General features: G+C 60.2%; 17 protein-coding genes. 6 read left to right on the top strand and 11 right to left on the bottom strand.

The window, feature by feature from the left end; translation table 11 throughout:
- Position 1: 1 nt before the first annotated feature.
- From ROSMUCSMR3_RS14215 to ROSMUCSMR3_RS14175, 9 genes are all read right to left on the bottom strand, one after another.
- Complete coding sequence (locus ROSMUCSMR3_RS14215; protein ID WP_081507728.1) at positions 2 to 1,327, bottom strand: TRAP transporter large permease; 1,326 nt, start codon at positions 1,325 to 1,327, stop codon at positions 2 to 4.
- Positions 1,328 to 1,336: 9 nt separating this feature from the next.
- Positions 1,337 to 1,861, bottom strand: a complete 525-nt coding sequence (locus ROSMUCSMR3_RS14210) for a TRAP transporter small permease subunit (RefSeq protein ID WP_081507727.1) — start codon at positions 1,859 to 1,861, stop codon at positions 1,337 to 1,339.
- A complete protein-coding gene (locus ROSMUCSMR3_RS14205) occupies positions 1,861 to 2,925 on the bottom strand; it encodes a TRAP transporter substrate-binding protein (RefSeq protein ID WP_081507726.1) in 1,065 nt (354 codons plus the stop codon). Before ROSMUCSMR3_RS14205 ends, ROSMUCSMR3_RS14210 begins: the two co-directional genes overlap by 1 nt.
- Before the next feature lie 266 nt (positions 2,926 to 3,191).
- Positions 3,192 to 4,136 carry an FAD:protein FMN transferase gene (locus tag ROSMUCSMR3_RS14200; protein WP_081507725.1) on the bottom strand — a complete coding sequence of 315 codons (945 nt, stop codon included), beginning with the start codon at positions 4,134 to 4,136 and terminating at the stop codon, positions 3,192 to 3,194.
- Complete coding sequence (locus tag ROSMUCSMR3_RS14195) at positions 4,117 to 6,324, bottom strand: PepSY domain-containing protein (RefSeq protein WP_081507724.1); 2,208 nt, start codon at positions 6,322 to 6,324, stop codon at positions 4,117 to 4,119. The genes ROSMUCSMR3_RS14200 and ROSMUCSMR3_RS14195 overlap by 20 nt, the downstream gene beginning before the upstream one ends.
- An 11-nt stretch (positions 6,325 to 6,335) precedes the next feature.
- The gene (locus ROSMUCSMR3_RS14190) at positions 6,336 to 6,806 is read right to left on the bottom strand and encodes a DUF2271 domain-containing protein (protein WP_081507723.1); all 471 of its coding nucleotides are present in this window, start codon (positions 6,804 to 6,806) and stop codon (positions 6,336 to 6,338) included.
- Between the two features lie 71 nt (positions 6,807 to 6,877).
- On the bottom strand, positions 6,878 to 7,222 hold the full coding sequence (locus ROSMUCSMR3_RS14185; protein ID WP_081507722.1) for a hypothetical protein: 345 nt from the start codon (positions 7,220 to 7,222) through the stop codon (positions 6,878 to 6,880).
- Between the two features lie 170 nt (positions 7,223 to 7,392).
- A complete protein-coding gene (locus tag ROSMUCSMR3_RS14180) occupies positions 7,393 to 8,049 on the bottom strand; it encodes a cytochrome b/b6 domain-containing protein (RefSeq protein WP_081507721.1) in 657 nt (218 codons plus the stop codon).
- Complete coding sequence (locus tag ROSMUCSMR3_RS14175) at positions 8,042 to 8,323, bottom strand: PepSY domain-containing protein (RefSeq protein ID WP_081507720.1); 282 nt, start codon at positions 8,321 to 8,323, stop codon at positions 8,042 to 8,044. Before ROSMUCSMR3_RS14175 ends, ROSMUCSMR3_RS14180 begins: the two co-directional genes overlap by 8 nt.
- Before the next feature lie 145 nt (positions 8,324 to 8,468).
- Here ROSMUCSMR3_RS14175 and ROSMUCSMR3_RS14170 point away from each other — a divergent pair, with 145 nt between their 5' ends.
- A complete protein-coding gene (locus tag ROSMUCSMR3_RS14170; RefSeq protein WP_081507719.1) occupies positions 8,469 to 9,128 on the top strand; it encodes a response regulator transcription factor in 660 nt (219 codons plus the stop codon).
- On the top strand, positions 9,125 to 10,492 hold the full coding sequence (locus ROSMUCSMR3_RS14165) for a sensor histidine kinase (RefSeq protein WP_081507718.1): 1,368 nt from the start codon (positions 9,125 to 9,127) through the stop codon (positions 10,490 to 10,492). The genes ROSMUCSMR3_RS14170 and ROSMUCSMR3_RS14165 overlap by 4 nt, the downstream gene beginning before the upstream one ends.
- Positions 10,493 to 10,764: 272 nt before the next feature.
- On the opposite strand, the gene ROSMUCSMR3_RS14160 is transcribed toward ROSMUCSMR3_RS14165, so the two are convergent.
- The gene (locus tag ROSMUCSMR3_RS14160) at positions 10,765 to 11,619 is read right to left on the bottom strand and encodes a DUF4394 domain-containing protein (protein WP_081507717.1); all 855 of its coding nucleotides are present in this window, start codon (positions 11,617 to 11,619) and stop codon (positions 10,765 to 10,767) included.
- Between the two features lie 221 nt (positions 11,620 to 11,840).
- Between ROSMUCSMR3_RS14160 and ROSMUCSMR3_RS14155 the strand changes: the two genes are divergently transcribed.
- From ROSMUCSMR3_RS14155 to ROSMUCSMR3_RS14145, 3 genes are all read left to right on the top strand, one after another.
- Positions 11,841 to 12,356 (top strand): sigma-70 family RNA polymerase sigma factor, encoded by a 516-nt coding sequence (locus ROSMUCSMR3_RS14155; RefSeq protein WP_081507716.1) that lies wholly within the window; start codon positions 11,841 to 11,843, stop codon positions 12,354 to 12,356.
- A complete protein-coding gene (locus ROSMUCSMR3_RS14150) occupies positions 12,353 to 13,045 on the top strand; it encodes an anti-sigma factor (RefSeq protein WP_081507715.1) in 693 nt (230 codons plus the stop codon). The genes ROSMUCSMR3_RS14155 and ROSMUCSMR3_RS14150 overlap by 4 nt, the downstream gene beginning before the upstream one ends.
- Positions 13,046 to 13,209: 164 nt before the next feature.
- Positions 13,210 to 14,499 carry an NAD(P)H-dependent oxidoreductase gene (locus tag ROSMUCSMR3_RS14145; RefSeq protein WP_081507714.1) on the top strand — a complete coding sequence of 430 codons (1,290 nt, stop codon included), beginning with the start codon at positions 13,210 to 13,212 and terminating at the stop codon, positions 14,497 to 14,499.
- 409 nt (positions 14,500 to 14,908) lie between these two features.
- Here the strand turns inward: ROSMUCSMR3_RS14145 and ROSMUCSMR3_RS14140 are convergent, their stop codons facing one another.
- Positions 14,909 to 15,559, bottom strand: coding sequence for a LuxR C-terminal-related transcriptional regulator (locus ROSMUCSMR3_RS14140; protein ID WP_198385530.1), 651 nt, complete (start codon positions 15,557 to 15,559; stop codon positions 14,909 to 14,911).
- Between the two features lie 530 nt (positions 15,560 to 16,089).
- On the opposite strand from ROSMUCSMR3_RS14140, the gene ROSMUCSMR3_RS14135 reads away from it, so the two are divergent.
- Complete coding sequence (locus ROSMUCSMR3_RS14135) at positions 16,090 to 22,884, top strand: peroxidase family protein (protein WP_081507712.1); 6,795 nt, start codon at positions 16,090 to 16,092, stop codon at positions 22,882 to 22,884.
- Positions 22,885 to 22,913: the final 29 nt, after the last annotated feature.

Here is a 22,913-nt window from a genome sequence, read left to right as displayed (position 1 = left end):
TTCACCATCCGATTGCTTGGGGCAGCCATGTGGCCAGCCCCGGTGAAAAATAGACAAGGCTGAGCGCAGCAAGCTGAAGGCCGATAAAGGGCAAAACGCCTTTGTAGATGTCCGACGTCGTGACTTCGGGCGGGGCGACCCCCTTGAGAAAGAACAGCGCCCAGCCAAAGGGTGGCGTGAGGAACGAGGTTTGCAGGTTCATCGCCACCAGAATGGCGATCCATGTCAAATCCGCGCCAGATTGCATGAAAATCGGCAAAAAGAGCGGCAAGGCGATATAGGAAATCTCGATCCATTCGAGAAAGAAGCCCAGCACGAAGAGCAAGAGCATCAGGAAAAAGATCTGGCCGTCCAGCCCCCCCGGAACGCTGGAGAACGCCGATTGCACCAGATGTTCGCCGCCAAGCCCGCGAAAGGCCAACCCGAACGGCTGTGCGAAAATCAAGATCAGGAACACCATGGCCGAGGTCACAAAGGCCGCGCGCACTGCGTCGCGCAGGATCGAGAGATTAAGCCGCCCCGCCAGTGCCGCCAGCACGATAGAGCCGAACGCGCCCATGGAGGCGGCTTCGGTCGGGGCTGCGACACCGCCGATAATCGAGCCCAAGACCAGCACGATCAACGCGATAGGTGGAAACACGACCTTGAGCAATTTGCCTGCCAGTTCACCGCGCAGCATCGCGGCACGCTCTTCCAGAGGGATGGCGGGCATGGTCTTGGGCGATAGAAACCCGAGGATGAGCACGTAGCCAACAAACAGCCCCGCCAGCATCAGCCCCGGAAAGAGCGCCGCCGCAAAGAGCGTGCCCACGGATTGCCCCATGATGTCGGCCAGCAGGATCAGAACCAGACTGGGCGGAATGATCTGCCCCAGTGTGCCCGAGGCACAGATCACGCCTGCGGCCACGCTGGCGCTGTAGCCGCGCTTGATCACCGGGCCAAGGGCGATCAGCCCCATCGTGACCACTGTCGCGCCAACCACGCCAGAGGCCGCGCCCATCAAGACGCCAACAAGGATAATGGCCAGAGCCATGCCCCCGCGCAGCCCGCCCATGGCAAAGCCTATGACCTCCAACAGGTCTTCGGCTATTCGGGATTTTTCAAGCATGATCCCCATGAAGATGAAAAGGGGCAGTGCCAGAAGTGTATAATTGGTGATCACCCCAAAGATGCGCGCGGGCATCAGCGTGAAGAGCATGGAGCCAAAGCCCATGTAACCAAATACAAACCCCGTCACGCCAAGACACACGGCAACCGGCATGCCGATCAGCAACAGAATGAAGAACGCCCCGATCATGCAGAGCGCGAGAATTTCAGTGTAGGGCATTGGACGTGCCTATTCCTGTCTTTCTGGGAGAGGGGTCATCAGCTTGAGCGCGGCGTGGCCGGTCATCGCGACCGCCTGCAAAGCCAAGAGCAAAAAGGCCACGGGCATCGCTGCCTTGAGCAAGTAGCGGTAGCCAAGGCCACCGGGATCTGGAGAGCCTTCGTTGATCGCGTAGCTCGATTGCACATACGCAATGCAGAGCCAGGCAATGAGAAGCGCAACCACACAAAGCGCAATGTTGGACACGAGATCGACCAGTGCTTGCGTCTTGGGGCGCATCGACCCATAGAAAATATCGACCCGCACCTCGCCCCCCTGATTGAGACCGTAAGACATGCCAAAAAGCGCGCTCACCGCCATGATGTGCCACTCGGCCTCTTGCAAGCCGACGGTGCCATAGGAAAAGAGGTAGCGCGCCAGCACGTTGAACGCGACGACAAGCACCAGCGCCAACGCGCTCCATGCTGCCACATGCCCGATCGCACGGACGAGGCCAGAGGCCCCGTCCGTCACGCGTTTGATCCCCGCCTGCATCACAAGGCGTAAAGCGGCTTTTCGGACACCGAGGCCCAGCTGTCATGCTCGGCCTTGAACGCCATAAAGGCGTCATGCACCTTTTTGGTCGCCGGATCAGCGGCAGCGCCTTCTTCGAGGACTTTTTGCGTCACCGCCTTCAACTCGTCCACAACATCCTGAGGCAGGGTATTGGCGATCACGCCTTCATTCTCGACCAGGTCCTTGAGAGCTGCGGCGTTATTCGCCTCGCACCATGTGTGGCTTTCAAGGTTGCAGGCCATGGCTGCGGTAGACACAATCGCCTGAAGATCGGCGGGCAGCGTGTCCCAAGCGGCCTTGTTGATCAAAAGTTCGGTGACGTTCGAAGGTTCATGCCAGCCGGTCGTGTAGTAGTATTTGGCCGCATCATGCAGCCCGAGGCGACGATCCTGATAGGGCCCGACAAATTCCGCCGCATCAATCACGCCGCGTTCCAGCGCCGGGAAAATCTCGCCGCCCGGCAAGAGTTTCACATCGACACCCAAGGCCGCATAAACCTTGCCGGCAAGACCGGGGATACGCATCTTGAGGTCTTTGAAATCAGCAATGCTCTCGATCGGCTCACGGAACCAGCCGGTCATCTGCACGCCGGTATTGCCCATTGGCAGCGCCTTGAGGCCAAGCGGCTCATAAAGCTCATCCCAAAGCGCCATACCGCCCCCGTGATAGAGCCACGCCGTCATGCCCTGAAAGTTCATACCAAAGGGAACAGTCGTGAAATACTGCGCCGCAGGCAGTTTACCCGCCCAGAAATAGGCGTTTGCGGCATTCATTTCGACCGCGCCGCCACGTACGGCGTCAAAGCCTTCTAGCGCCGGGATCAGTTCACCGGCGGCAAAATGTTGAATTGTCAGACGCCCACCTGACATCGCCGCAACCTTGTCGCAGAAATCCTTGGGGCTTCCCGGGCCCTCGACATAGAACGGGGAACCGGGGCCATAAGCGTTGGTCATTTTCCAAGCAAAACTGGTCTGAGCCCGCGCAATGCTCGGCGCGGCCAGAGGGGCGACGGCCGTAGCCGCCAGAAACTTGCGTCTGTCCATAGTCCTGTCCTTTTCCATCGGTGGCAGATGGGCAGACCATGTCGTTCCACAGGCCAGAAACCAGATTCCACAACGCAGAAATCACCACACGATTGCATTTTGTATGCAATTTTGCCTAATATTGCGGAAGCCTGTCCATTTTTTGAGCGGGATAAAAAGGCGAGAGCATTCGACTCTGGCACAGGGCCCCTTAGCAATCGCAAACTGCGGCCGTAGAGGCGAGCGGTTGGCTGCACAGTTTCTATTCTTAAGGGAGGTACTGGCCTTTAGGCGAACAGGCGTCCGATCCCGACGCTTCTTAGGTTTTCCGCAGCATCCCGCGACAGAAACAACGCCTCAAGCCCACGCTGTCGCGCAAGTTCCGCCCCAGCCTCTGGCCCAAGCACCATCAGCGCCGTCGCCCAGGCATCGGCTGCGGCACAGCTCTGCGCCACAACGGTGACAGAGGCAGGCGAGGTGACCAGAGGCGCGCCGCGCTTTGGGTCCATGGTGTGCGACAAACGTCGCCCCTGCACCTCAACCCAATGGCGATAGTCACCCGAGGTGGCCACGGCGGCATTCTCAAGCGCGAGGAGGGAATGGGGCGTGCGGCATGCTCGATCCGGTGCTTCGACGGCGATGGTCCACGCCTGCCCATCGGGCCGCAGGCCAAACGCGCGCATCTCGCCGTCAATCCCGACAAGACCATCGGCAATCCCATGATCGCGCAAGATCTCGGCCAGACAGTCCACGCCATAGCCCTTGGCGATCCCGTTTAGGTCAAGAGCGATGGGCGCGCGCTTGCGGGCATTTGTCCCGTCAAGGTCCAGCAGCTCATACGCCGGGTGTCGTTGAGCGGCCATCGCCGCGCGAATGCCCGCAGGCACCGCTGCCGCCGGACCAAACCCCCAAGCCTTCACCGCATCGCCCATGCCAATATCAAAGGCCCCACCTGAGGCGCGTCCGATCTCAAGACCAAGGCGCAACACCTCTGTCAGCCGCGCGGGAACCGCCACCCATTGGTCCACCGGTGCTGCGTTGAGACGCATAAGGTCACTGCCCGCCTTCCAGGTAGACATCTGGGCATCCACCTCATCGACTGCCGCTTGCAGCGCAATCTGAATTGCGCCCGCGTCAAAACCGGGAGCCGTAAAGAAAAGCGCTGACCACCGCGTGCCCATGGTCGGCCCATTAAGCGCTCTGCGCGCGCCGTCAGTAGACATCTTCGACATATCGCCCCTCCGCCTTGAGCCCCGCAGGCGTAAGCCCGGTCGGGGCCAAAATATCGGCCAACGCATCCGCGACGCCCGCCGCCATATCGCGCCCGCCGCAGACCATGACGCGGGCACCATCGCGAATAAGCTGCACAACCTCGGTCGCATCTTCCCGCAGTGCGTCTTGTACATAGCGGGGCCGCGCCCTGCGCGAGACCGCCGTGACCAATCGCGTCAGACGCTGCTGCGCCAACCAAAGAGACATCTCATCGCCATAGAGAAAATCGCTATCGGGATGGCGCAGACCAAAAAAGAGGTGAATAGGCCGGTGGCGCGCATTGCCCCGCACAAAACCTGCCAGCGGGCCGATGCCGGTTCCGGCCCCAATCAGAATGAGCGGCACACGGTCTTGTCCGACATGGAAGCCCGGATTGGAACGCAGGAATGCGCGCACCCTGTCGCCCGGCTCCAGTGCCGCAAGCTGCCCCGAACAAAGGCCGCCGGGGTGTTTCTTGACAACAATCTCAAGAAATCCGTCGCGCCGCGCAGAGGCGAGTGAGTAGAGCCGCGGCAGGGTGCTGCCCTCGGGCAGGATGCCGATCAGGTCACCCGCCACGAACCGGGCAAAGCCCCCACCGGTCACGCGTTGCCAGAGCGAGACGCGCGGCAGGGCAAAGCGCAGGATCGCAGTTGGGGCCTGCACCTCGGCACCATAGTCCCGACGCGAAACGAGAGTCAGCGTTTCAGTTCGCGGCGGCACGGATTGGTGGAAGAGGTCGAGCGCAATCCCCAAAGCCTCGCCAAGCGCGCGGCCCCAGCGGGCAAAATCCTGCGGCGACTGGCGATTGACCGTATCGAACGGCACCAATTGGGGCCAGCCCTGTGCATCGGCCACCGCCGCGACCTCTTCCGCAAAGGCACAATAGGCTGGAAAGCTGCGGTCGCCAAAGCCAACCACGGCGAGCGGGATACGGGGCGCAGTGTTGTGCGCGCGCAGCCGCGCGAGAAACCCGGAGGCAGAGGCGGGGGCCGCGCCATCGCCATAGGTCGCCGCAAGCAGGATGATCCTTTGGGCCGCAGCATAGCGCTCTGGCGCAAAAGCTGACATCGGGCCGATATGAACGCGCTGACCGGCGTTTGTAAGTGCAGCATGAAGTGTAGCGGCGAACCCCCAAGTGCTGCCCCCCTCGCTGCCAACCAAGACGATCGTATCGGCGCGCGACATGGGCTGATTGCCCCGTATACGAGGCCGCCCGCGGCGCCCTGCAAGCCAGACCCACAGCCCCGTCACGCCCAGTGCTGGCACCCCAAGGGTCAAGAGACCAAGGATCAGCCCCAGCCCGGCCGCACCCCGTCCCGTGTGCAGCATGATCATTATTTCCGACAGACGCGCCCACCCGGTCAGGTTCTCCCACCCGAGAAGCGCGCCGGTGCCCTGATCGAGATAGCCCATGCCGTGATCCGTCCGGAGCGTATAGACATCCGTCGCATCACCCGGAAAGGGAAAGCTCAGTTCGCGCAGCGCAGTGACTGGCGTCTGACCCAAGACCGGGATGTGGGCCAATGCAAACCCCATCTCGCCGCTCACCTCTGCTGGCATGGCCAGTGCGGGGCCGCTGTCCGGAACCAGATCAAACGTCGAGGCCGTCATCCAGAGGGCCGTGCCGGATGACAAGACAAGGCCGGTGACGGCGACGCGCGCGATTTCAACATGAAGACGATTGGCGCGCGGCCCGTGCAAGCGCGCGAACCAGCGCCGCCAGCCCCCTACCCGCCCCACAACCAACACCACGCCCGAGAGCGCCAGAACCAGCATCGCCACCGCCCCCATCGCAATGGTGATGCGCCCCGCATCCCCAAGGAAGAGCGAGCGATGGAGGTTGGTCAGCCACCGCAACACCGGGTTGGGGTCGGCCAAGGCTACGCCCTGCCCGGTTGCAGGGTCGATCACAGCGGCACCGGGTATGCCCTGATCGAACCAATAGGCCGTAATCCGCCCCGAAGGCGCGCGCCGGATTTGCTCGACACCCGGATAGGCCGCTTGAATGCGATCCGCCAGAACGGCGACCGTCAGCCCGACCTCTGCCTGAGGCGCGCTCAGGCGCTCTGCCGCAGGAAAGACTGACAGCGCCGCGCCGCTCAGGGACAAGATACAAAGAAGCGCTAGGGCCAAGATGCCCGGCCAGCGGTGTGTTGCGCGGATCATGGCCCCTCTCCTCACATATCGTAGGCAAAGCTGGCCACGTAGCGGCGACCACGCACCGGCGTGCCCGCGCCTGTCGTTGTCAGGGGCACGGCCACCTCATTGGGGCTATCGCGCATGTCCTCGACGGCGGCATCGACGTGAAGCGTGTAGCCCGCATCAAAAAGCGCATCCGCCATATCAAGCGTGATTTCGAGCGTGCGGCCCGCTCCGACGCTGGCACCGGTTATGCCGTTGACCTGCGCGGTGTCGCCGCCCGTGGCGCGATACCAATCGCTCAAATGCTCGTAATATTTGGATTTTCCACCTGCCATCCACAGGCTGCCAGCATAGGCCCCTGACGCGTCGGTGACGTAGAGCACCAGATATGCGCCGTCTCCGCCATAGGTGCTTAGCGTCGTCGTCAGTGTCACCGGACGGGCCATGGCAAATCCGGGAAGTGTCAGCGCGGCGGCAAGAGCGAGCGTTGCGAGGTTCGATTTCATCCGTAAATTCCTTGTTTTGGGGGTGGTGTTCCACGTGCGGCGCAGCTGTCTTCGCCGCGCCGCGGGTGGGATCAATTGACCTTGACTTGCGGCAGGGTGCCGGTACCAAAGAGACCGTTCTGCGGTGGCGCGACTGTGCTGGCGGGGGCAGGATTGCGGGCACCACCGCGATCATCCTCGTCGTCTTCGTCCTCATCATCTTCGTCGTCATCACGGTCATCGTCGTCATCACGGTCATCACGGTCATCATCATCGCTCACGCGCAGGAGCGGCAGCGCTTGCGATCCTTCCTCAAAAAGCGCGACGCGCGGCCAAAGGCCCTCGCCCTCAGGTGCGCGCATCGCACTCCAAGCCGGGACGCCAATCGCGGCAGTGAGCGCGGTCGAGGCGACAAGAAATATCAGGGTCTTTTTCATGGCAGGGTCTCCTTTTGTCTGCTGCGCCCAATCTTGCGCACCGACCTGAGGCCACCCTGACAGCGCAGAGATTTCCGCTTCAGCTTGGCGTCAGCAAGAAAATGGCCCCGCCGGTGACAGCGGGGCCTTATGCAAACGCAGCGGCAGCCAGCGATTGCGTTTCGTGTGTCTTACGCGACATCCCCCGTCTCAGGTGCGCGCTTGTCCCCCGTGACCATGGCCCGAACAAGGTTTTCGCGGTGCCGGACAGAGGCCAGCACGACCCCTCCCACATGCAGCGCCGCAAACACAAGCATCAGGTTGGCCAGCGTTTCATGGACCTCTTCCAGCAGGTCCTCTGCCCCGCCATCGTAAGCGCCATCGTCATCCGCCCAGGCGGGTGCCACAATCTGCGGCATATCGGGCAGCAATGCCAAACGGCCCGGTTCTGCCATAAGCCAACCGCTTACAGCCGTGCCTGACAGCGTCACCAGCAGCGCCACCACCATGGCCGCACCGGCCGGGTTATGGCCAAGATAGCGCCGCTCGGTGCCCTTTGCGATATCGCCAAGATAGGACATCGTCGCGCGCGGGCCTTTTATAAACTGGGAAAATCGCGCGTAGCGCCCCCCGACAAGGCCCCAGATAACGCGCAGGACGATCAAGCCAATGACGACATAGCCCACAATTTCATGAAGCCTGTCGAGATCCTCCGCGCTTAGCCATGCCACGGCGAACGCAGTGACAAGGCTCCAATGAAACAGCCGCACGACCGGGTCCCAGACCCTGACCTCTGCGGCACGGCCGATGCCCGCTTGCCCTGCAGCTTGCGGTTTTGCATCACTCATCGTCCTCGTCCTCATATTCGACCTCGATCACCTCAAGTGTTGCCGGATGGACCGTTACTTCGATCCGTCGGCCCATCGCATCCCGACCGTCAATCTCGTAGCAACCATCGTCGATCTTGATGCGGCGCACGGTCCATCCCTGCTCTTGGGCCAGTCGGGCCACAGCATCGCGGGGTTGCCAATCGGCCATCGGCACAAAGCAGTCATCATCTGCCAGCGCGGCACCGGCCGGAAACACCGCGAGAAATCCCAGAATTGTCATGGTCTTCTTCATGGGCCAAACTCCTATTTGCGGCTAATGTGACAGCAAAGATGCGCGACAAAGCTGACAGGAGCCTGAAGAGACTTGGCTGTACACGTCAGTTTTGCGTCAGCCTGACCTGCCAAGAACCGGGTCCCGGTAGAAAGGAAAAACACGCATGCGCATCTTGCTGATCGAGGATGACACGGTTCTGGGCGCAGCCGTCCGCGACCAGATCGCGGGCGATGGCCAGTCGGTCGATTGGGTCACGCGCCTAGATGCCGCACATGAGGCACAGCGCAGCGCATCCTATGATTTGATCCTGCTTGACCTCATGCTGCCTGATGGGCGCGGCATCGGCTTTCTCAAAGGCTTGCGCGCGCGGGGCGACGTGACCCCCGTGATCATCCTGACTGCGCTCGACCAGATTTCCGACCGGATCGAAGGGCTCAACGCGGGTGCCGATGACTATCTGGTGAAACCCTTTGATCTGGCAGAGTTATCCGCGCGCATCGGCTCTGTTGCGCGGCGCTATAGCGGCAATCCGAACCCGATCGTTACCCATGGGCTGCTGGACATCGACCTTGCGGCGCGCAGCGTGCATCGCGAAGGCAAACCGGTCCAGTTGACCGCGCGCGAATGGGCGTTGTTCGAAGCCTTTCTTGCACGGCCCGGTCAGCTATTGTCCAAAGCGCAGTTGGAAGAAAAGCTCTATACATTCGACGCCGAGGTCGAGAGCAACACGATCGAGGTCCATGTCAGCCGCCTGCGCAAGAAACTGGGCGCAGCCGTTATCGAGACAGAACGCGGCATGGGCTACCGCTTGGGCAAAGCATGAGGTGGCCCGCAAGCCTTCAGGCGCGGCTAGGTCTCACGCTTGGTCTTGTGCTGACGATCTTATGGCTGGCCGCCGCCTCGGTAACGGCCCTGATCGTCCGGGGCGAAATGGATGAAGTGTTCGACAGTGCCCTGCGCGAAACCGCAGAACGCATCCTGCCCCTAGCCGTGACAGACATCATCGGGCGAGAAGACCAAGGCGTGACACAGCGTCTGGCCCCGATCCGCGCACATGACGAGTTCTTTACCTATCTCGTGCGTGATGACGGGGGGCGTGTCTTGCTGCAATCCCATGCCGCCGATGCGGCCATGTTCCCACCTTGGACCGGGGCCGGATTTCACGAAACGGCCAGCCATCGCTTTTATAGTGACGCCGCACTTCAGGACACGATCCGCATCACTGTGGCCGAACCGCTGGAGCATCGCGCCTCTGTCGCGCGGGAAATCCAGATGGGCCTCGGCCTGCCGCTGTTGGTCGTGGTTCCAATTGCCCTTTCCGCCATAATCCTTGCCGTTCGTTTCAGCCTTGCGCCTCTGCGCCGGTTCCGCAGCAAACTTGACGCGCGCGGCGCGCGGGATCTCTCAGAGGTTCCAGCCGACGACCTGCCGCATGAAATCGCCCCGCTGGCGGCAACCTTGAACGGCTTGCTCTCTAGATTGCGCGACGCGTTCGAGGCCGAACGCAGCTTTGCGGCGAACGCCGCGCATGAGCTACGGACGCCTCTCGCCGGGGCCATCGCGCAGGCGCAACGTCTAAGGGCCGAAACATCAGACCCCGCCACAGAGGCGCGCGCCACAGAGATTGAGACGACGCTCAAGCGCCTGACGCGGTTTTCCGAACGCCTCATGCAGCTTGCGCGCGCCGAAGGCGGGCAGCTCCGCATGGACCATCGCACCGATCTGAGAGAGGTCGCGCGTCTGGTGGTAGACGATCTGGGGCGCATGGCCACACCGGGGCGCATCACGCTCACCTTGCCAGACACTGCCGTTCTGTCGGATATCGACCCGGATGCCTTCGCGATCCTTTGCCGTAACCTTGTGGAAAATGCGCTCCGCCACGGGGCGGCAAGCGGCCCGGTCGATGTGACCCTGACAGCAGTCGGACGGCTGGTGGTGGCCAACGAGGGGCCAGTTTTGCCGCGCGAGACGCTCAACCGCCTGACAGCACGGTTTGAGCGGGCGCATGCAAGCGCGGATGGCAGTGGGCTGGGCCTTGCCATCGTTGCCGCCATCGCAAACCGGATCGGAAGCCCGCTTTGTCTGGAGTCGCCGCGTCCGGGGGCGGCATCCGGGTTCCAAGCGTCTATTGTGCTCCCGACAGAGACTACGGACAGCGAAACGCCGCACATAACCAGTGCTACCTAAGAGCGACTTGGCGCGTCTGTTATGACGTTAGTTGAGATTGGCAGGCCGAAACACAACTGAATTTATATCAGATACTTGAGCTTAGATCTGCAAAGGCGCGACACGCGCAGAGCATCAAGGATGCCGCACAAGACCTTCACGATAATCGCATCCACACTGCACTGCCAAGAACAGGGTGCCGCGAACACGGTGACGCAGCCGCACAAAGCCCCCGGTCGATGACCGGGGGTTTTATACATCAAGATACGCGCCCTAGGCGGCGTATGCCGGGGCTATTGCGCCTGCGCGACCGCAAATCCGGTAAAGCCACCCATGCCAAGGTCGGCCATTTCGGTGAGCGCGCCAGTGCCCAGATCGACGGCATAAAGCCCGGCCGTCTCTGCACCCTCGATTTGCAGGATAGCATAGGCCATGTCCTTGCCCTCTTCAGGCGACACGATGTCAAAGCCGCCCCAATCAGACACGTCGACGGTTGCACCCTCGATGCTCAGATTTCCAACGCTTGCCAGTTCACCGGCATTGTTCGCCAATGTGACCAGCGCATTCGCGCCTGCGTCCAGCGCGTATTGTGCTGTCGACCCGGCCTTGGTGCCCGCAATTGCATTGGTATAGGCATTTGCAAAGATCACGGGGTCAGACCCCGCAGACATATCGCCCGCGACGTAGAATGCATCGGTGAAGCGGCGAACAGAGTTGGCGCGCTCGTCGTTATCGCCAAAGCCTTGCGGAAAGTAGACCAGATTGGAACCATCGGCCCCAACCGCGCGCACCGCGTCGATCTGATTGTTGAAATCAAATGCCACGGCACCCTCAGCGATCACCGCATCCGCCATAAAGGTTGCCCCCAGATCCGTGAGTTTCCCCGACGCCGGATCGACCTCGTAAATCGCCCCATCCGCATAGCCCAGAAGCTGGCCGGTCACCGGGCGATACGCAATCGCACGCAGCGGCATTTCAAGCGCGTAGGTCTCGACCGTGCCGGGCTGGGCAAGGTCCGCCATTGTGACAAGCGTGCCGCCATCCTGAGCCAGCGCGTAGCCTCGCAGACCCGCATGGTCATCGGCCTGCGCGGCAGAGCCAAGCGAGAATGCGACGGCGGTCAGGGCAAAAGTGGTCTTGAACGACATGAATTAGGTCCTTTCTGCTTGCATTGGGCCGCCCAATGCGGACCAACTTGCGAAAGCCACGACTCGACAGGAACAGAAGTTTCAGGGCGTGGAAAATTTTTTGAGATTGGGTCAGAACGATCGCCACGAATCCCAAGACTACGCCCCTAGGGTCCGCGACAAGCGGTGCTGATCCCCGCTCTTCCACGGGTGCGGGGAACACAGCCGAGGATCTCGAGCACATGATTTCCCGGTGTGCACTCGGGGATCGTGTTGCCTTTGCGGCGCTTTATGATGCCACGAGTGCGAAACTTTATGCGGTCTGCGCCCGTGTCTTGGGTCAGGATCATGCCGCCGAGGACGCGATGCAGGACGCTTACGTCAAGATATGGGCCCATGCCGGGCGTTACCGTGTCACCGGGCATTCGCCGATGACGTGGCTCATCACGATTGCGCGTAACACCGCAATTGACCGGCTCAGGGCGCGGCGGCAGCACCGTGATATTGAAGAGTATCACGAGGGGATCGCCGCACCGGGGGGCAATCCCGAACAGGTGGCTCTCGCGCGCTCAGAAGCGGGACGTATTCAACGATGCCTTGAAGAGCTGGAACAAGAGCGGCGGCAGGCCATCACCGGCGCTTATCTGGACGGTCTCAGCTATGCCGAATTAGCCGCGCGTGCGGATATTCCCCTGAACACCATGCGCACCTGGCTCAGACGCGGGCTCGCGGCCCTGCGGGAGTGTATGACCCGATGACCGATCCCATGGATGATGATGACATGCTGGCGGCAGAATATGCGATTGGCCTGCTCGCGGACGAGGCACAAGAGGCGGCGCGCATGCGCATCGCCACTGACCCCGTCTTTGCCGCACGGGTGCTGGACTGGGAGAGGCAGCTTGCACCATTGGCCGATCTCGATCCGGTTGCGCCGCCCGCAAGGGCGCGGGGCGCGCTTTTGCAGCGGCTCTTCCCCGAGCCTGCGCGCGTATCGCTCTGGCAGCGTCTTGGGTTTTGGCAGGTGCTGAGCGGCGGGGCTATCGCGGCTGCCGTTGCGCTCGCGGTGCTCGATTTGGGGCCGCAGACACAGCCCACCGGTGGCCCACTCTACGCGGCGGAAATCGCCACGGACGCGGGCGATTTCCGGGTCATCGCATTGGTAGACAAGGTACGGGATGAGGTCGTTCTGACACGCACCGCAGGGGCCGCACCTTCGGGACGCATCCTGCAGGTTTGGGCGCATGGTCCGGGAGAGCCGGCACAATCCGTGGGCCTTTGGCCGGATGGCGAGAGCATCGCACTGGCGCTTCCGCCCGAGATTGCGGCGGTACGCGGAACGCTGACTTTGGGCATTTCCGAAGAACCACCGGGCGGCTCGCCAACAGGCAGACCCTCCGGGCGCGTCTTTGGCACCGTCGATATTCCAGGCGTCACTGCTGTGCCGTGACGGGCCGTCGCATTCATGCAAAGGTCTGCGAAATCAAATAGCGGACAGGCCACTTTCAAATCCGCTTGTCGGGGGTCTGCCCGATATGATCAAGTGAAGTTCGGAAAATGACCCCGGTCGCAGCCGCGATGCGGCGACCCTTGGGATGAAAGCGGAGACAAGACATGAACCTTGCGCGACTGGCCTCTGAGGCGGCAGAACGGGGGCATCCCGTGCGGGTGGGGCTTATCGGCGCGGGCAAGTTCGGCTCGATGTTCCTTAGCCAAGTGCCGACCATCGCGGGGCTTGAGGTGACGGCGATTGCGGATCTTGACCCTGACCGCGCCAAATCAGCCTGCGCCGCAGTCGGTTGGGACGAGGCCCGCATCGCCAACACCGCCTATATTGACGACGGCGCAGCACTTGCCGCCCGGGACGATGTCGATGTGATGATTGAGGCCACCGGTAACCCGCGCGCCGGGATTATTCATGCGCGCGCTGCCATTGCAGGCGGCAAGCATGTGGTGATGGTGAATGTCGAGGCCGACGTGCTGGCAGGCCCCACGCTTGCCGCCGAGGCGCGCGCTGCGGGTGTGGTCTATTCCATGGCCTATGGCGATCAACCCGCGCTCGTGTCTGACATGGTCGATTGGGCGCGCGCCACTGGATTTCACGTTACAGCGGCGGGAAAGGGCACCAAATACCTGCCCGCCTATCACGCCGTGACCCCCGATGACGTGTGGTCGCATTATGGCCTGACCGTACAAGAGGCGGCAGCGGCGGGCATGAATCCGCAGATGTTCAACTCGTTTCTCGATGGCACCAAAAGCGCCATCGAAATGGTGGCGATTGCCAATGCCTGCGGTCTCGATGTCCCCGACAACGGCCTCAGCTTTCCCCCATGCGGCGTGGACGATTTGGCGCATGTGCTGCGCCCGCGTGCGGTGGGTGGGCAACTGGACCGGCGCGGCATGGTCGAAACCGTGTCGTCACTTGAGCGCGACGGGCGGCCTGTGTTCCGTGATCTGCGCTGGGGCGTCTATGTGGTGCTTGAGGCCCCCAATGACTATGCTGCGGCCTGTTTCAAGCAATACGGCCTGCCCACGGATTCCACTGGGCGCTTTGCGTCGATGTATAAACCCTTTCATTTGATCGGGTTGGAATTGTCGATCTCGGTCCTGAGTGCGGCCCTGCGCCATGAGCCAACGGGTCAAGCGCGCGAAATGCGCGGCACCGTGGCTTCGGTTGCCAAGCGCGCGCTCAAGGCGGGCGAGGTGCTGGATGGCGAGGGTGGCTATACCGTCTGGGGCAAGGCGCTGCCGCTTAGCCGGGCGGGCGCGGCGTTGCCCATCGGTCTGGCCCATGGGGTGCGCGTGACGCGCGACATTCCGGCGGGGGCGGTGTTGATGCTCGACGATGCCGATCTGTCGGACAACGATGCCGCAGACCTCTACCGTGCCGCCATAGCAGGATGATCGCAGCGCGTAGGTAGAGATGCGCGGTGCAAAGGGGGCAGGCTCGGCGGTCGCAGGACTGCTGACAGTGACCCCGCATAGATTGGATGATGCACCAAACGTTTCCGCGACTGACAGAGTGACGCGCGCAGTCGTAGTGTTAGTGTCTCCTTGCGAAACTGCTATTGCGGGTGCTGGTCACATCGCTTGTTTCATGGATTAACGTGACCACTTGCAAAACATTAAGCCGTCAGGCACCCGGCACCTGGCAGCCAACGAGACGTGGGGCGTGCAAGTCGTGGCACTGCAATCACGGCGCAGGTCAGGTGAGTTGAAAACCTTTTATGCAGAAAATCACGGAAAAGCAGGTCTGCCGCCACTCAGCGCGCAGACACTACCTTTCCGTTACACAACGTTACGGGGAACCCAATTAAGCACTGCGCGAAATGCCGGTTTTCTGCGCCTCGATAACCACCGACAGTCGGTTGCTGACGTTGAATTTCTGCATGATCTGCGTCATGTAATATTTCACCGTTTTTTCCGACAAATGCAGTTCATTGGCTATTTCTTTGTTCGATGCGCCCTGCATCAGATGCGCGATAATCTGATCCTCGCGATAGGACAGGCTTATGCTGTCTGATGCCTCTGCGCGTTGCTTGGGTTTGCGTGCATCACGCATGACCTTCAACGCAATGCAGGGAGAAATATACTCTTCGCCCAAAGCAAGCGAATCCAGAGCATGAAACAGTTCGCCCCCCGAGCTGCCCTTTACGACATAGCCCATAGCGCCGTTGCCCATCGCTTCGTTGCAATCCTCAAGCCGATTAGAAGCGGTAAAGACAAGCAACCTAGGAGCGTCTCGTCTTCGCGTTATTTCAATGATTGACGCTTGGACGTCTCCCGGCATTTGCAGGTCGATGACCAATAGGTCCGGGGCATGAGCGCGAGCAATTGAAACGGCATCCTCTGCTGAACGCCCGGTTGCAACAATCTCGTACTTCCCAGTTTTCTCAATCAGATCTTCCAGTCCCGACAAAACAATCGGATGATCATCAACAAGTACAATACGTAATTTTTTCATATAAATTTTCCCCCGAGCCACATTGGGTCTGGCTGGTAGGCCCCCAAGGCACATTCTTGCCACATTTCGCGTATCGCGCGAATCTTTTGTGAGTTTGGTCTAGGGGAAAACGCATCGTTTCCATTTTGGAAACAGGCCGCAGATTGCGCTTCGGTCTGCTAAAGTACCTGAAAGCATAGGAAAATCACAAAAGATATCCCGGCCGGATCTAATCCGGCCGAACGGGCTGTCCCGGCGGGGGTCGGTCAAATAACAATCGGTTAACAACTATAAGCTGCAAGAAATCGAAAGATTTCAATCTAAAGAGCGCATTTCCGACCAAAGTATAGGGCTCACTGAGACTTTAGTGCGGCCCCGATTCGGCCCTTTGGTCAGCAAAACGCCCGACTTACGGATTCGTAACGCTTCGTGCGCTCCACAACAATCAACACACAAATTCGTGTTCAAAAAGTGGCGAAAAGTCGCCGTTTTCGGAAATCGCTTTAGCGCCAACCGTCGTGGCCGAAGGGCCTCAATCAGGAGATTTATCCATGGTCCATCTAAATACAAACGATCTTGCCCATATTCTCGAGCAGATCCGTATCGCAGAAGATCATTCCCGTCTTATTGCTGAAGGTGTCGATCCAGGGACTGCATTGTCACAATTGGTATCCAGCCCGCTCATCCCCTATGGCCTGCGTACTGTTGATGGGAGTTTCAATAATTTCCAGCCGGGCATGGAACGTTTCGGTGCATCCGATGAGGTCATGACCCGTCTGTTGACCCCGGTCTATAATGCAGCCGAAGCGAACCCGCGCAACGGGGCCCCAACCAGCTATGATCAGGCGAATGGCACGGTCTACGACTCTCAGCCGCGCGTCATTTCGAACCTTGTGGCAGATCAATCGCTGAACAACCCAGCCGCGATAGCCGGGGCGCTTGCGTCTTTGGGGATCACCGGTGCGGCCCAGTTGAACATCGTGCGGGAGATCATGGCCGCACAACAAGCGGCACGAGATGCACGCGCAGCGGTTGAGGATGCCGAGGCGGCCTATCAAGCGCTTTATGATGCGGCCCAACAACAGGTGGACGGCGCAGAGTCAGAATTGGCACTCGCGGGATCAGCATTGGCAGCGGCGCAAGAGGCTCTCAACACGGCTGAGGGCCTGCTGACAGTGGCACTGGCTGCTCAGGCAGACGCGCAAGCAGCGATCACCGCGCAACAGGCTGTTGTCGATACTGCGCGGGCAGCCTCTGATGCGGCAATGGCCGATAGCCTGGCCGCAGATGAAGCAGAAGCCACCGCATTGACGGCCCTCAATATCGCCACGGTGCAGCGCGCCTTGGCGCAACAGGCCGAGGCGGCCGCGTTGGCGGCCTATGGTGCTGATCCAAGCCCCGAAAATCTTCAGGCCTATCTCGATGCGCGAGAAGTTGCATCGGATGCAAACATCGCGTTCCTTCAGGCCGAGGACACGCATGAGGATGCAGTCACTGCCGCCACAGCCGCCAGCGCAGCCTTTACCGCAGCAAACCAGACCCTGATCGTGGAATTGTCCAATCTTTCAGGGCTTCAAGCAACGCTCGACGGAGCCGATGACGCGCTGGCAACGGCCCAAGCCGATGTTGACGCAGCCCAAGCAGCAGTGACCGAAGCTGAAACAGTCGACGCTGCGGCGCAGGCTGAACTTGACGAAGCCATTGCAGCGCGCGACGCGATCCCCACGGGCACAGATGCGACCGCTGCTGCTGTCGCCGCCGCCGATGCCGCCGATCAGGCCGTTCTGGATATGGTTGCCAGCCACGGGATCGAGATGGACGGCGATAACGTCTTTATCCGCAACATTGCCGCCGATCTTGGAGATACTGCGTCCTTCAATAGCTTTATGACGATTTTTGGCCAGTTCTTCGATCACGGTCTGGACCTGACCAGCAAAGGCGGCAACGGAAATGTCATCATCCAGTTGCACCCAGATGATCCGCTATATGTCGAGGGCAGCCCCACCAATTTCATGGTGCTGACCCGCGCCACCAATGACCCGGGCGCTGATGGTCTGATCGGTACGGCGGATGATGTCCGTGACCATGCCAACCAGACGACACCTTGGATCGACCTGAACCAGCTTTATACGTCAAACCCATCGCATCAGGTATTCTTGCGCGAATACGCCATGGTGGACGGGCGCCCCCAAGCTACCGGGCGGATGCTTGAGAGCGAGGCAGGCGGGCCGCCCACATGGGCCGATGTCAAATCGCAGGCGCGCGACCTATTGGGGATCGAACTGAGCGATCTGAATGCCGTGAGCGTGCCGCTTTTGGTTACCGACCTGTATGGCGAGTTTGAGCGTGGCGCAAACGGCTTGCCCCAGCTGATGACAGCGGATGGGCCAGTCGAAGGCAATCTTGCCAGTCCCATTGATGGCATGTCCGGTCTGTCCGCAGGACGCGCATTTTTGGATGACATCGCGCATAACGCAGTGCCGGGAACCTTTGTCGTGGACCGTTTCACCGGTGAGACCGCGCAAAAGACCCCGGATGCCGATGATATTGCCGGAAATCCCATCATCCCGAATGAGTTTGGCCAAAACGCCACTTATGACAACGAGTTGCTGGATGCGCATTACATCGTCGGCGATGGACGCGGGAACGAGAATATCGCGCTAACCTCGATCCACACGGTTTTTCACGGAGAGCATAACCGTCAGATAGAAGAGATTCAGGAGACGCTGCTCTCTCAGGGGGCCACAGGCGAGATCGACATCGCATTTCTAAACCAGTGGCTGCTGGTGCCTGTCGAAGCGGGCTTTGATCCGGCATCATTGGTCTGGGATGGCGAGCGTCTGTTTCAGGCGGCACGCTTTTCAACAGAGATGGTTTATCAGCATCTGGTCTTCGAAGAATTCGTGCGCAGCGTGACGCCACAGATCGATCCTTTCGTCTTTTCGAATTCAGTCGAAGTGGACGGGGCGATATTTGAGGAATTCGCGCAAGTCGTCTACCGCTTCGGCCATTCAATGCTGAACGAAACTGTGCCGCTGATGCAGTTGTCCCCCGAAGGCGTTGCAACGCCCGAAGAGGTGGGCCTGATTGAGGCGTTCCTCAACCCGATTGCGTTTGCGGAAGCCGGGGTTGATGCCCATGCCGCAGCTGGGGCAATTCTGCGCGGGATTAGCACGCAGGCAGGCAATGAGATCGACGAATTCATGACTTCGGCGCTGCGCAACAATCTTGTCGGCCTGCCGCTGGATTTGGCAGCATTGAACATCGCACGGGCACGCGAAACCGGAATTCCCTCACTGAACGAGGCCCGGCGGCAGTTCTTCGAGGCGACCAATGACACTTTCTTGCGTCCCTATGAAAGTTGGTCCGATTTCGCGGCCAATATAAAGAACCCGCTATCGGTCGTGAATTTCATCGCCGCCTACGGAACCCATGCCAGTGTCTTGGCCGCTGTAACAACAGAAGAAAAGCGCGAAGCCGCATGGGAAATCGTGTTTGGCGGGGATGGCGCACCCGAAGACCGTCTGGATTATCTCAACAGCACCGGCGATTGGGCGGATCTGGAATCGGGCCTGAACCGCGTGGATTTCTGGATTGGCGGTCTGGCCGAGGCCCTGATGCCATTCGGCGGGATGCTTGGCTCTACCTTCTCCTTTGTGTTCGAGATGCAGATCGAGAACCTGCAAGCGGGTGATCGTTTCTACTATCTCAGCCGGACGCAGGGTATGAACCTGCTGACACAGCTCGAAAGTGACAGTTTCGCCGACCTTATCGCGCGCAACACCAATACTGCTGATTTGGGTTTCCATGTGAACGGCGCAGCCTTTCAGACAGCGGATTACGTCATCGAGATGGATCAGTCCCGCCAGTATAACGAGGGGCTGGAGAACGCTGACCCGACGCGGGAGGCAGATGTTCTATCCGCCATCACCGGCACGCAATCTCTTGTCACCCGCCGCGATACAGACGGGGATGGCGATATCGACTTTATCCAGTTCCATGGGGGCGAGCATGTGGTTCTGGGCGGCACTGACGAGAATGATACGATCGTCGGCGGCGCAGGGGACGATGGCATTTGGGGCGGCGATGGTGACGACCGGATCGAAGGTGGGTTCGGCGTGGATCATGTTCATGGCGGCGCTGGCAATGACATCATCACCGATAGTGGGACTGATATCGGTGATGCTGACGTCCTTAAGGGCGAAGGCGGCGATGACGTGATCAATGGCGGCATGGGCATTGACCTGATCTTCGGCGGGTCGGGGTCCGACTTCTTGTCGGGTGGTTCCGAGGCCAAGGACATCTTCGGCGGCGAGGGCAACGACTTCATCCGTGCGGCCTCTGGTGGTGGCGGCGTTGTCTATGGCAATGAAGGCAACGACTGGATGGAAGCCCAAGGTTTCATGACCACACTGACGGGCGACAACTCAGAGCTTTTCTTCAACAGCCGAGTGATTGGCCATGACGTTATGCTTTCGGGGGAAAACGACACCGATTTCGACGCAGAGTCTGGTGATGACATCATGGTGCAAGGTATTGGCATCAACCGCAACAATGGCATGGCCGGATTTGACTGGGTCAGCTACCAAGGCAACAACTATGCCGCCGATGCGGATATGAATGTCGGGATTTTCGTCAATCAGCAGAACAACATACTTCGCGACCGTTACGACCTTGTCGAGGGTCTCTCGGGTTGGAATTATGATGACACATTGACGGGGCGCGAAGTCGTGGTTGGGGCCTATGACGCCAATGGCAACGCGACCCAAGTAGATGCAGATGCACCGATTGCCAGCTTCTCGAACGCGCTGTTGGAGCGGAACGTTGATCTGATCAACGGGCTTCGTGAATTGGTGGCGCATCTTGAGCGCTTTGAGATCCGGCATCCCGACGGAACGACCGAGGAAGTTGAAGTTGGGGTTCTGAACACTGCGGCAGGCGAGGACATTCTGCTGGGCGGCGGTGGATCCGACTTGATACGTGGCATGGCGGGCAACGATATCCTGGACGGCGATCGGTATCTAAATGTCCGTATCGGTTTGCGCGACGAAAATGGCGCAGAGTTCGCCACGGCGGCGGGCATGACGGCGCAGGTGTTTGGTCTGGATGGTAGCCTGCTTTTCGGGGGGGCGACGGTCGAGTCGCTGATGTTCAGCCGCACGCTTACACCGGGTCAGTTGTTTATCATCCGCGAGATCATTGATGGTGGGCAAGCCGATGATATTGACACGGCGGTCTATTGGGACCTGCGCGAAAATTACGAGGTCACTGACAACGGCGACGGCAGCTATACGGTCACACATCTGCAGGCAAGCGCGGAACTGATTGATCCCGTTACCGGAATCGACCTGAGCCTTGATCCGCTGACGGGACGGCGGCTGGAACAAGAAGGCAGCGACCGGCTGACCAATATCGAAGTATTGCGCTTTGCTGATGGCGATATCGCCATTGAACTGGCGGCGCTGAACGATGCGCCTGTGACCGGTGCGCCGGTCCTGTCGGATCAGAGCCCGACCGAAACTCAGGGGATCACGGTTGATCTTTCCGCCATAGCCGACCCCGACGGCATTGCGAGTATCGCGGTGCAATGGCAATCATCGTTGGATGGTGGGGCGACATGGACCGATATTCCTGGCGCTACTGGGGTTGGCTACACCCCACCTGCGGCAGCGACGGCGGCGCAACCTATCCTGCGCGTGGCTGCAACGGTGACAGACCTGAACGGCAATGTGTCGATCGTTGTGTCTGCGGCATCGGATGTAGTGGGTGACGTGATCAACGGCACGGGTGGTGCAAATACCTTGAACGGCGGTTCGGGCGGCGATCTGATCGATGCGGGTGGCGGAAACGACACGGTCAATGCAGGGGCTGGCGATGATGTGATCGTGTGGAATGCATCTGGCAACGGATTTCTCGGTTTGGGAGCCGACGGTCGCGATGTGGTAAACGGCGGCACGGAAAGCTTGATTGGCGACACTTTTGTCGTCAACGGCACGGATCTTGCGGAAACCTATCGTGTCTATTCCGCAGCGGCTTGGGTTGCCTTGGGCGGGGCTCGCCCCCTTGAGGCGGGAACCGAGATCGTCATCACCCGCAACGGGACAGCTAATGGGAACGTCATTGCCGAACTGCAAGAAATCGAAGAGATCGTTATCAACACCAATGGCGGTGGTTTCTTCAGCGACAATGATCAGGTGCTCATCATTGGTGACTTCAGCCCGACCAACCTCTCTTTTAACACGATCACGATAAACGGTGGCGCGGGCGACGACGTTGTCGACATCACGGGGCTGGACTCGGCGCATCGCATCCTGTTCCGCACGGCGGGCGGCAATGACATGGTTGTCGGCACGCTGCGGGCGCAAGACGTCATTGAGGCACCCGCCGGGGTCGATCCGGCCAGCTATGCGGCAAGTTTCGACGAGTTGACAGGCCTTGTGACGCTAACGGCGGAAGGATCGACAATTACCTTCAGCGGAGAACCGGACTCGCTTCCTCAGGTCGTGACGGCAAGTGAGGTTGAGCACGGCGATGATGACGATGACGACGACGACGATCACGACAGCCATCACGATGAAAACAATCACGACACGGTGGATGACGAAGCGACAGACCCCACCCAACCAGAATCCGTAGCAAGCTTTGTCTCCGGCACGGCGGAAGCGGATGATCTCACCGGGACCGATGGTGCCGAACTGATCCTTGCCGGTGACGGAAACGATGTCGTCGACGCGGGAAGCGGGGATGATATCATCGAAGGCGGGAATGGGTCTGATGTGCTTTTCGGCGGCGATGGGAACGATACGTTCCTGATCAACCATGATGGCGCGACAGACTTTGTTTTCGGGGGCTTGGGGCAGGATATCATCGACCTCACCGGCCTGAGCGCCAGGGCCGAGATTACCCTGGACAGCCTGAGCTCGTTGGGTTCTATCCGTATCGGAAACACCTTTGATCGCATTTCCTCGATAGAGGATGTGATCGGTGGCAGCGGGAACGACACCATTATCGCAGGCGAGTCCGAAAACAATCTGGCTGGCGGCGCGGGCAATGATACCTTCCGCTTCGACACGGCATCGGCGGCGGATGGCGACTTCATTCATGACTTTGCTCCCGGCGATCGGATTGATCTGTCTCGGATTGACGCGGTCACAGGGCAACTGGGCAACCAATCCTTCACGCTGATGAACGAGGGGGATCCGATTGGCGCAGGAAGTCTTGTGCTGACTGAACTGTCAGACGGTGTCACAAACATCGCGGGTCACCTCGATGATGACGGCAGCGCCGACTTCACGCTCAAAGTCCGCAACTCTCAAAGTCTTTCGGCAGACGATTTCAATCTCTGATCCGGCTCGCCGACCCCTGTTCTACCGAC

Source organism: Roseovarius mucosus (genome assembly GCF_002080415.1).
Classification (GTDB): Bacteria; Pseudomonadota; Alphaproteobacteria; order Rhodobacterales; family Rhodobacteraceae; genus Roseovarius; species Roseovarius mucosus_A.
The sequence above is the reverse complement of the archived record's forward strand: the minus strand, read 5'-3'. Positions and strand labels throughout refer to the sequence as shown.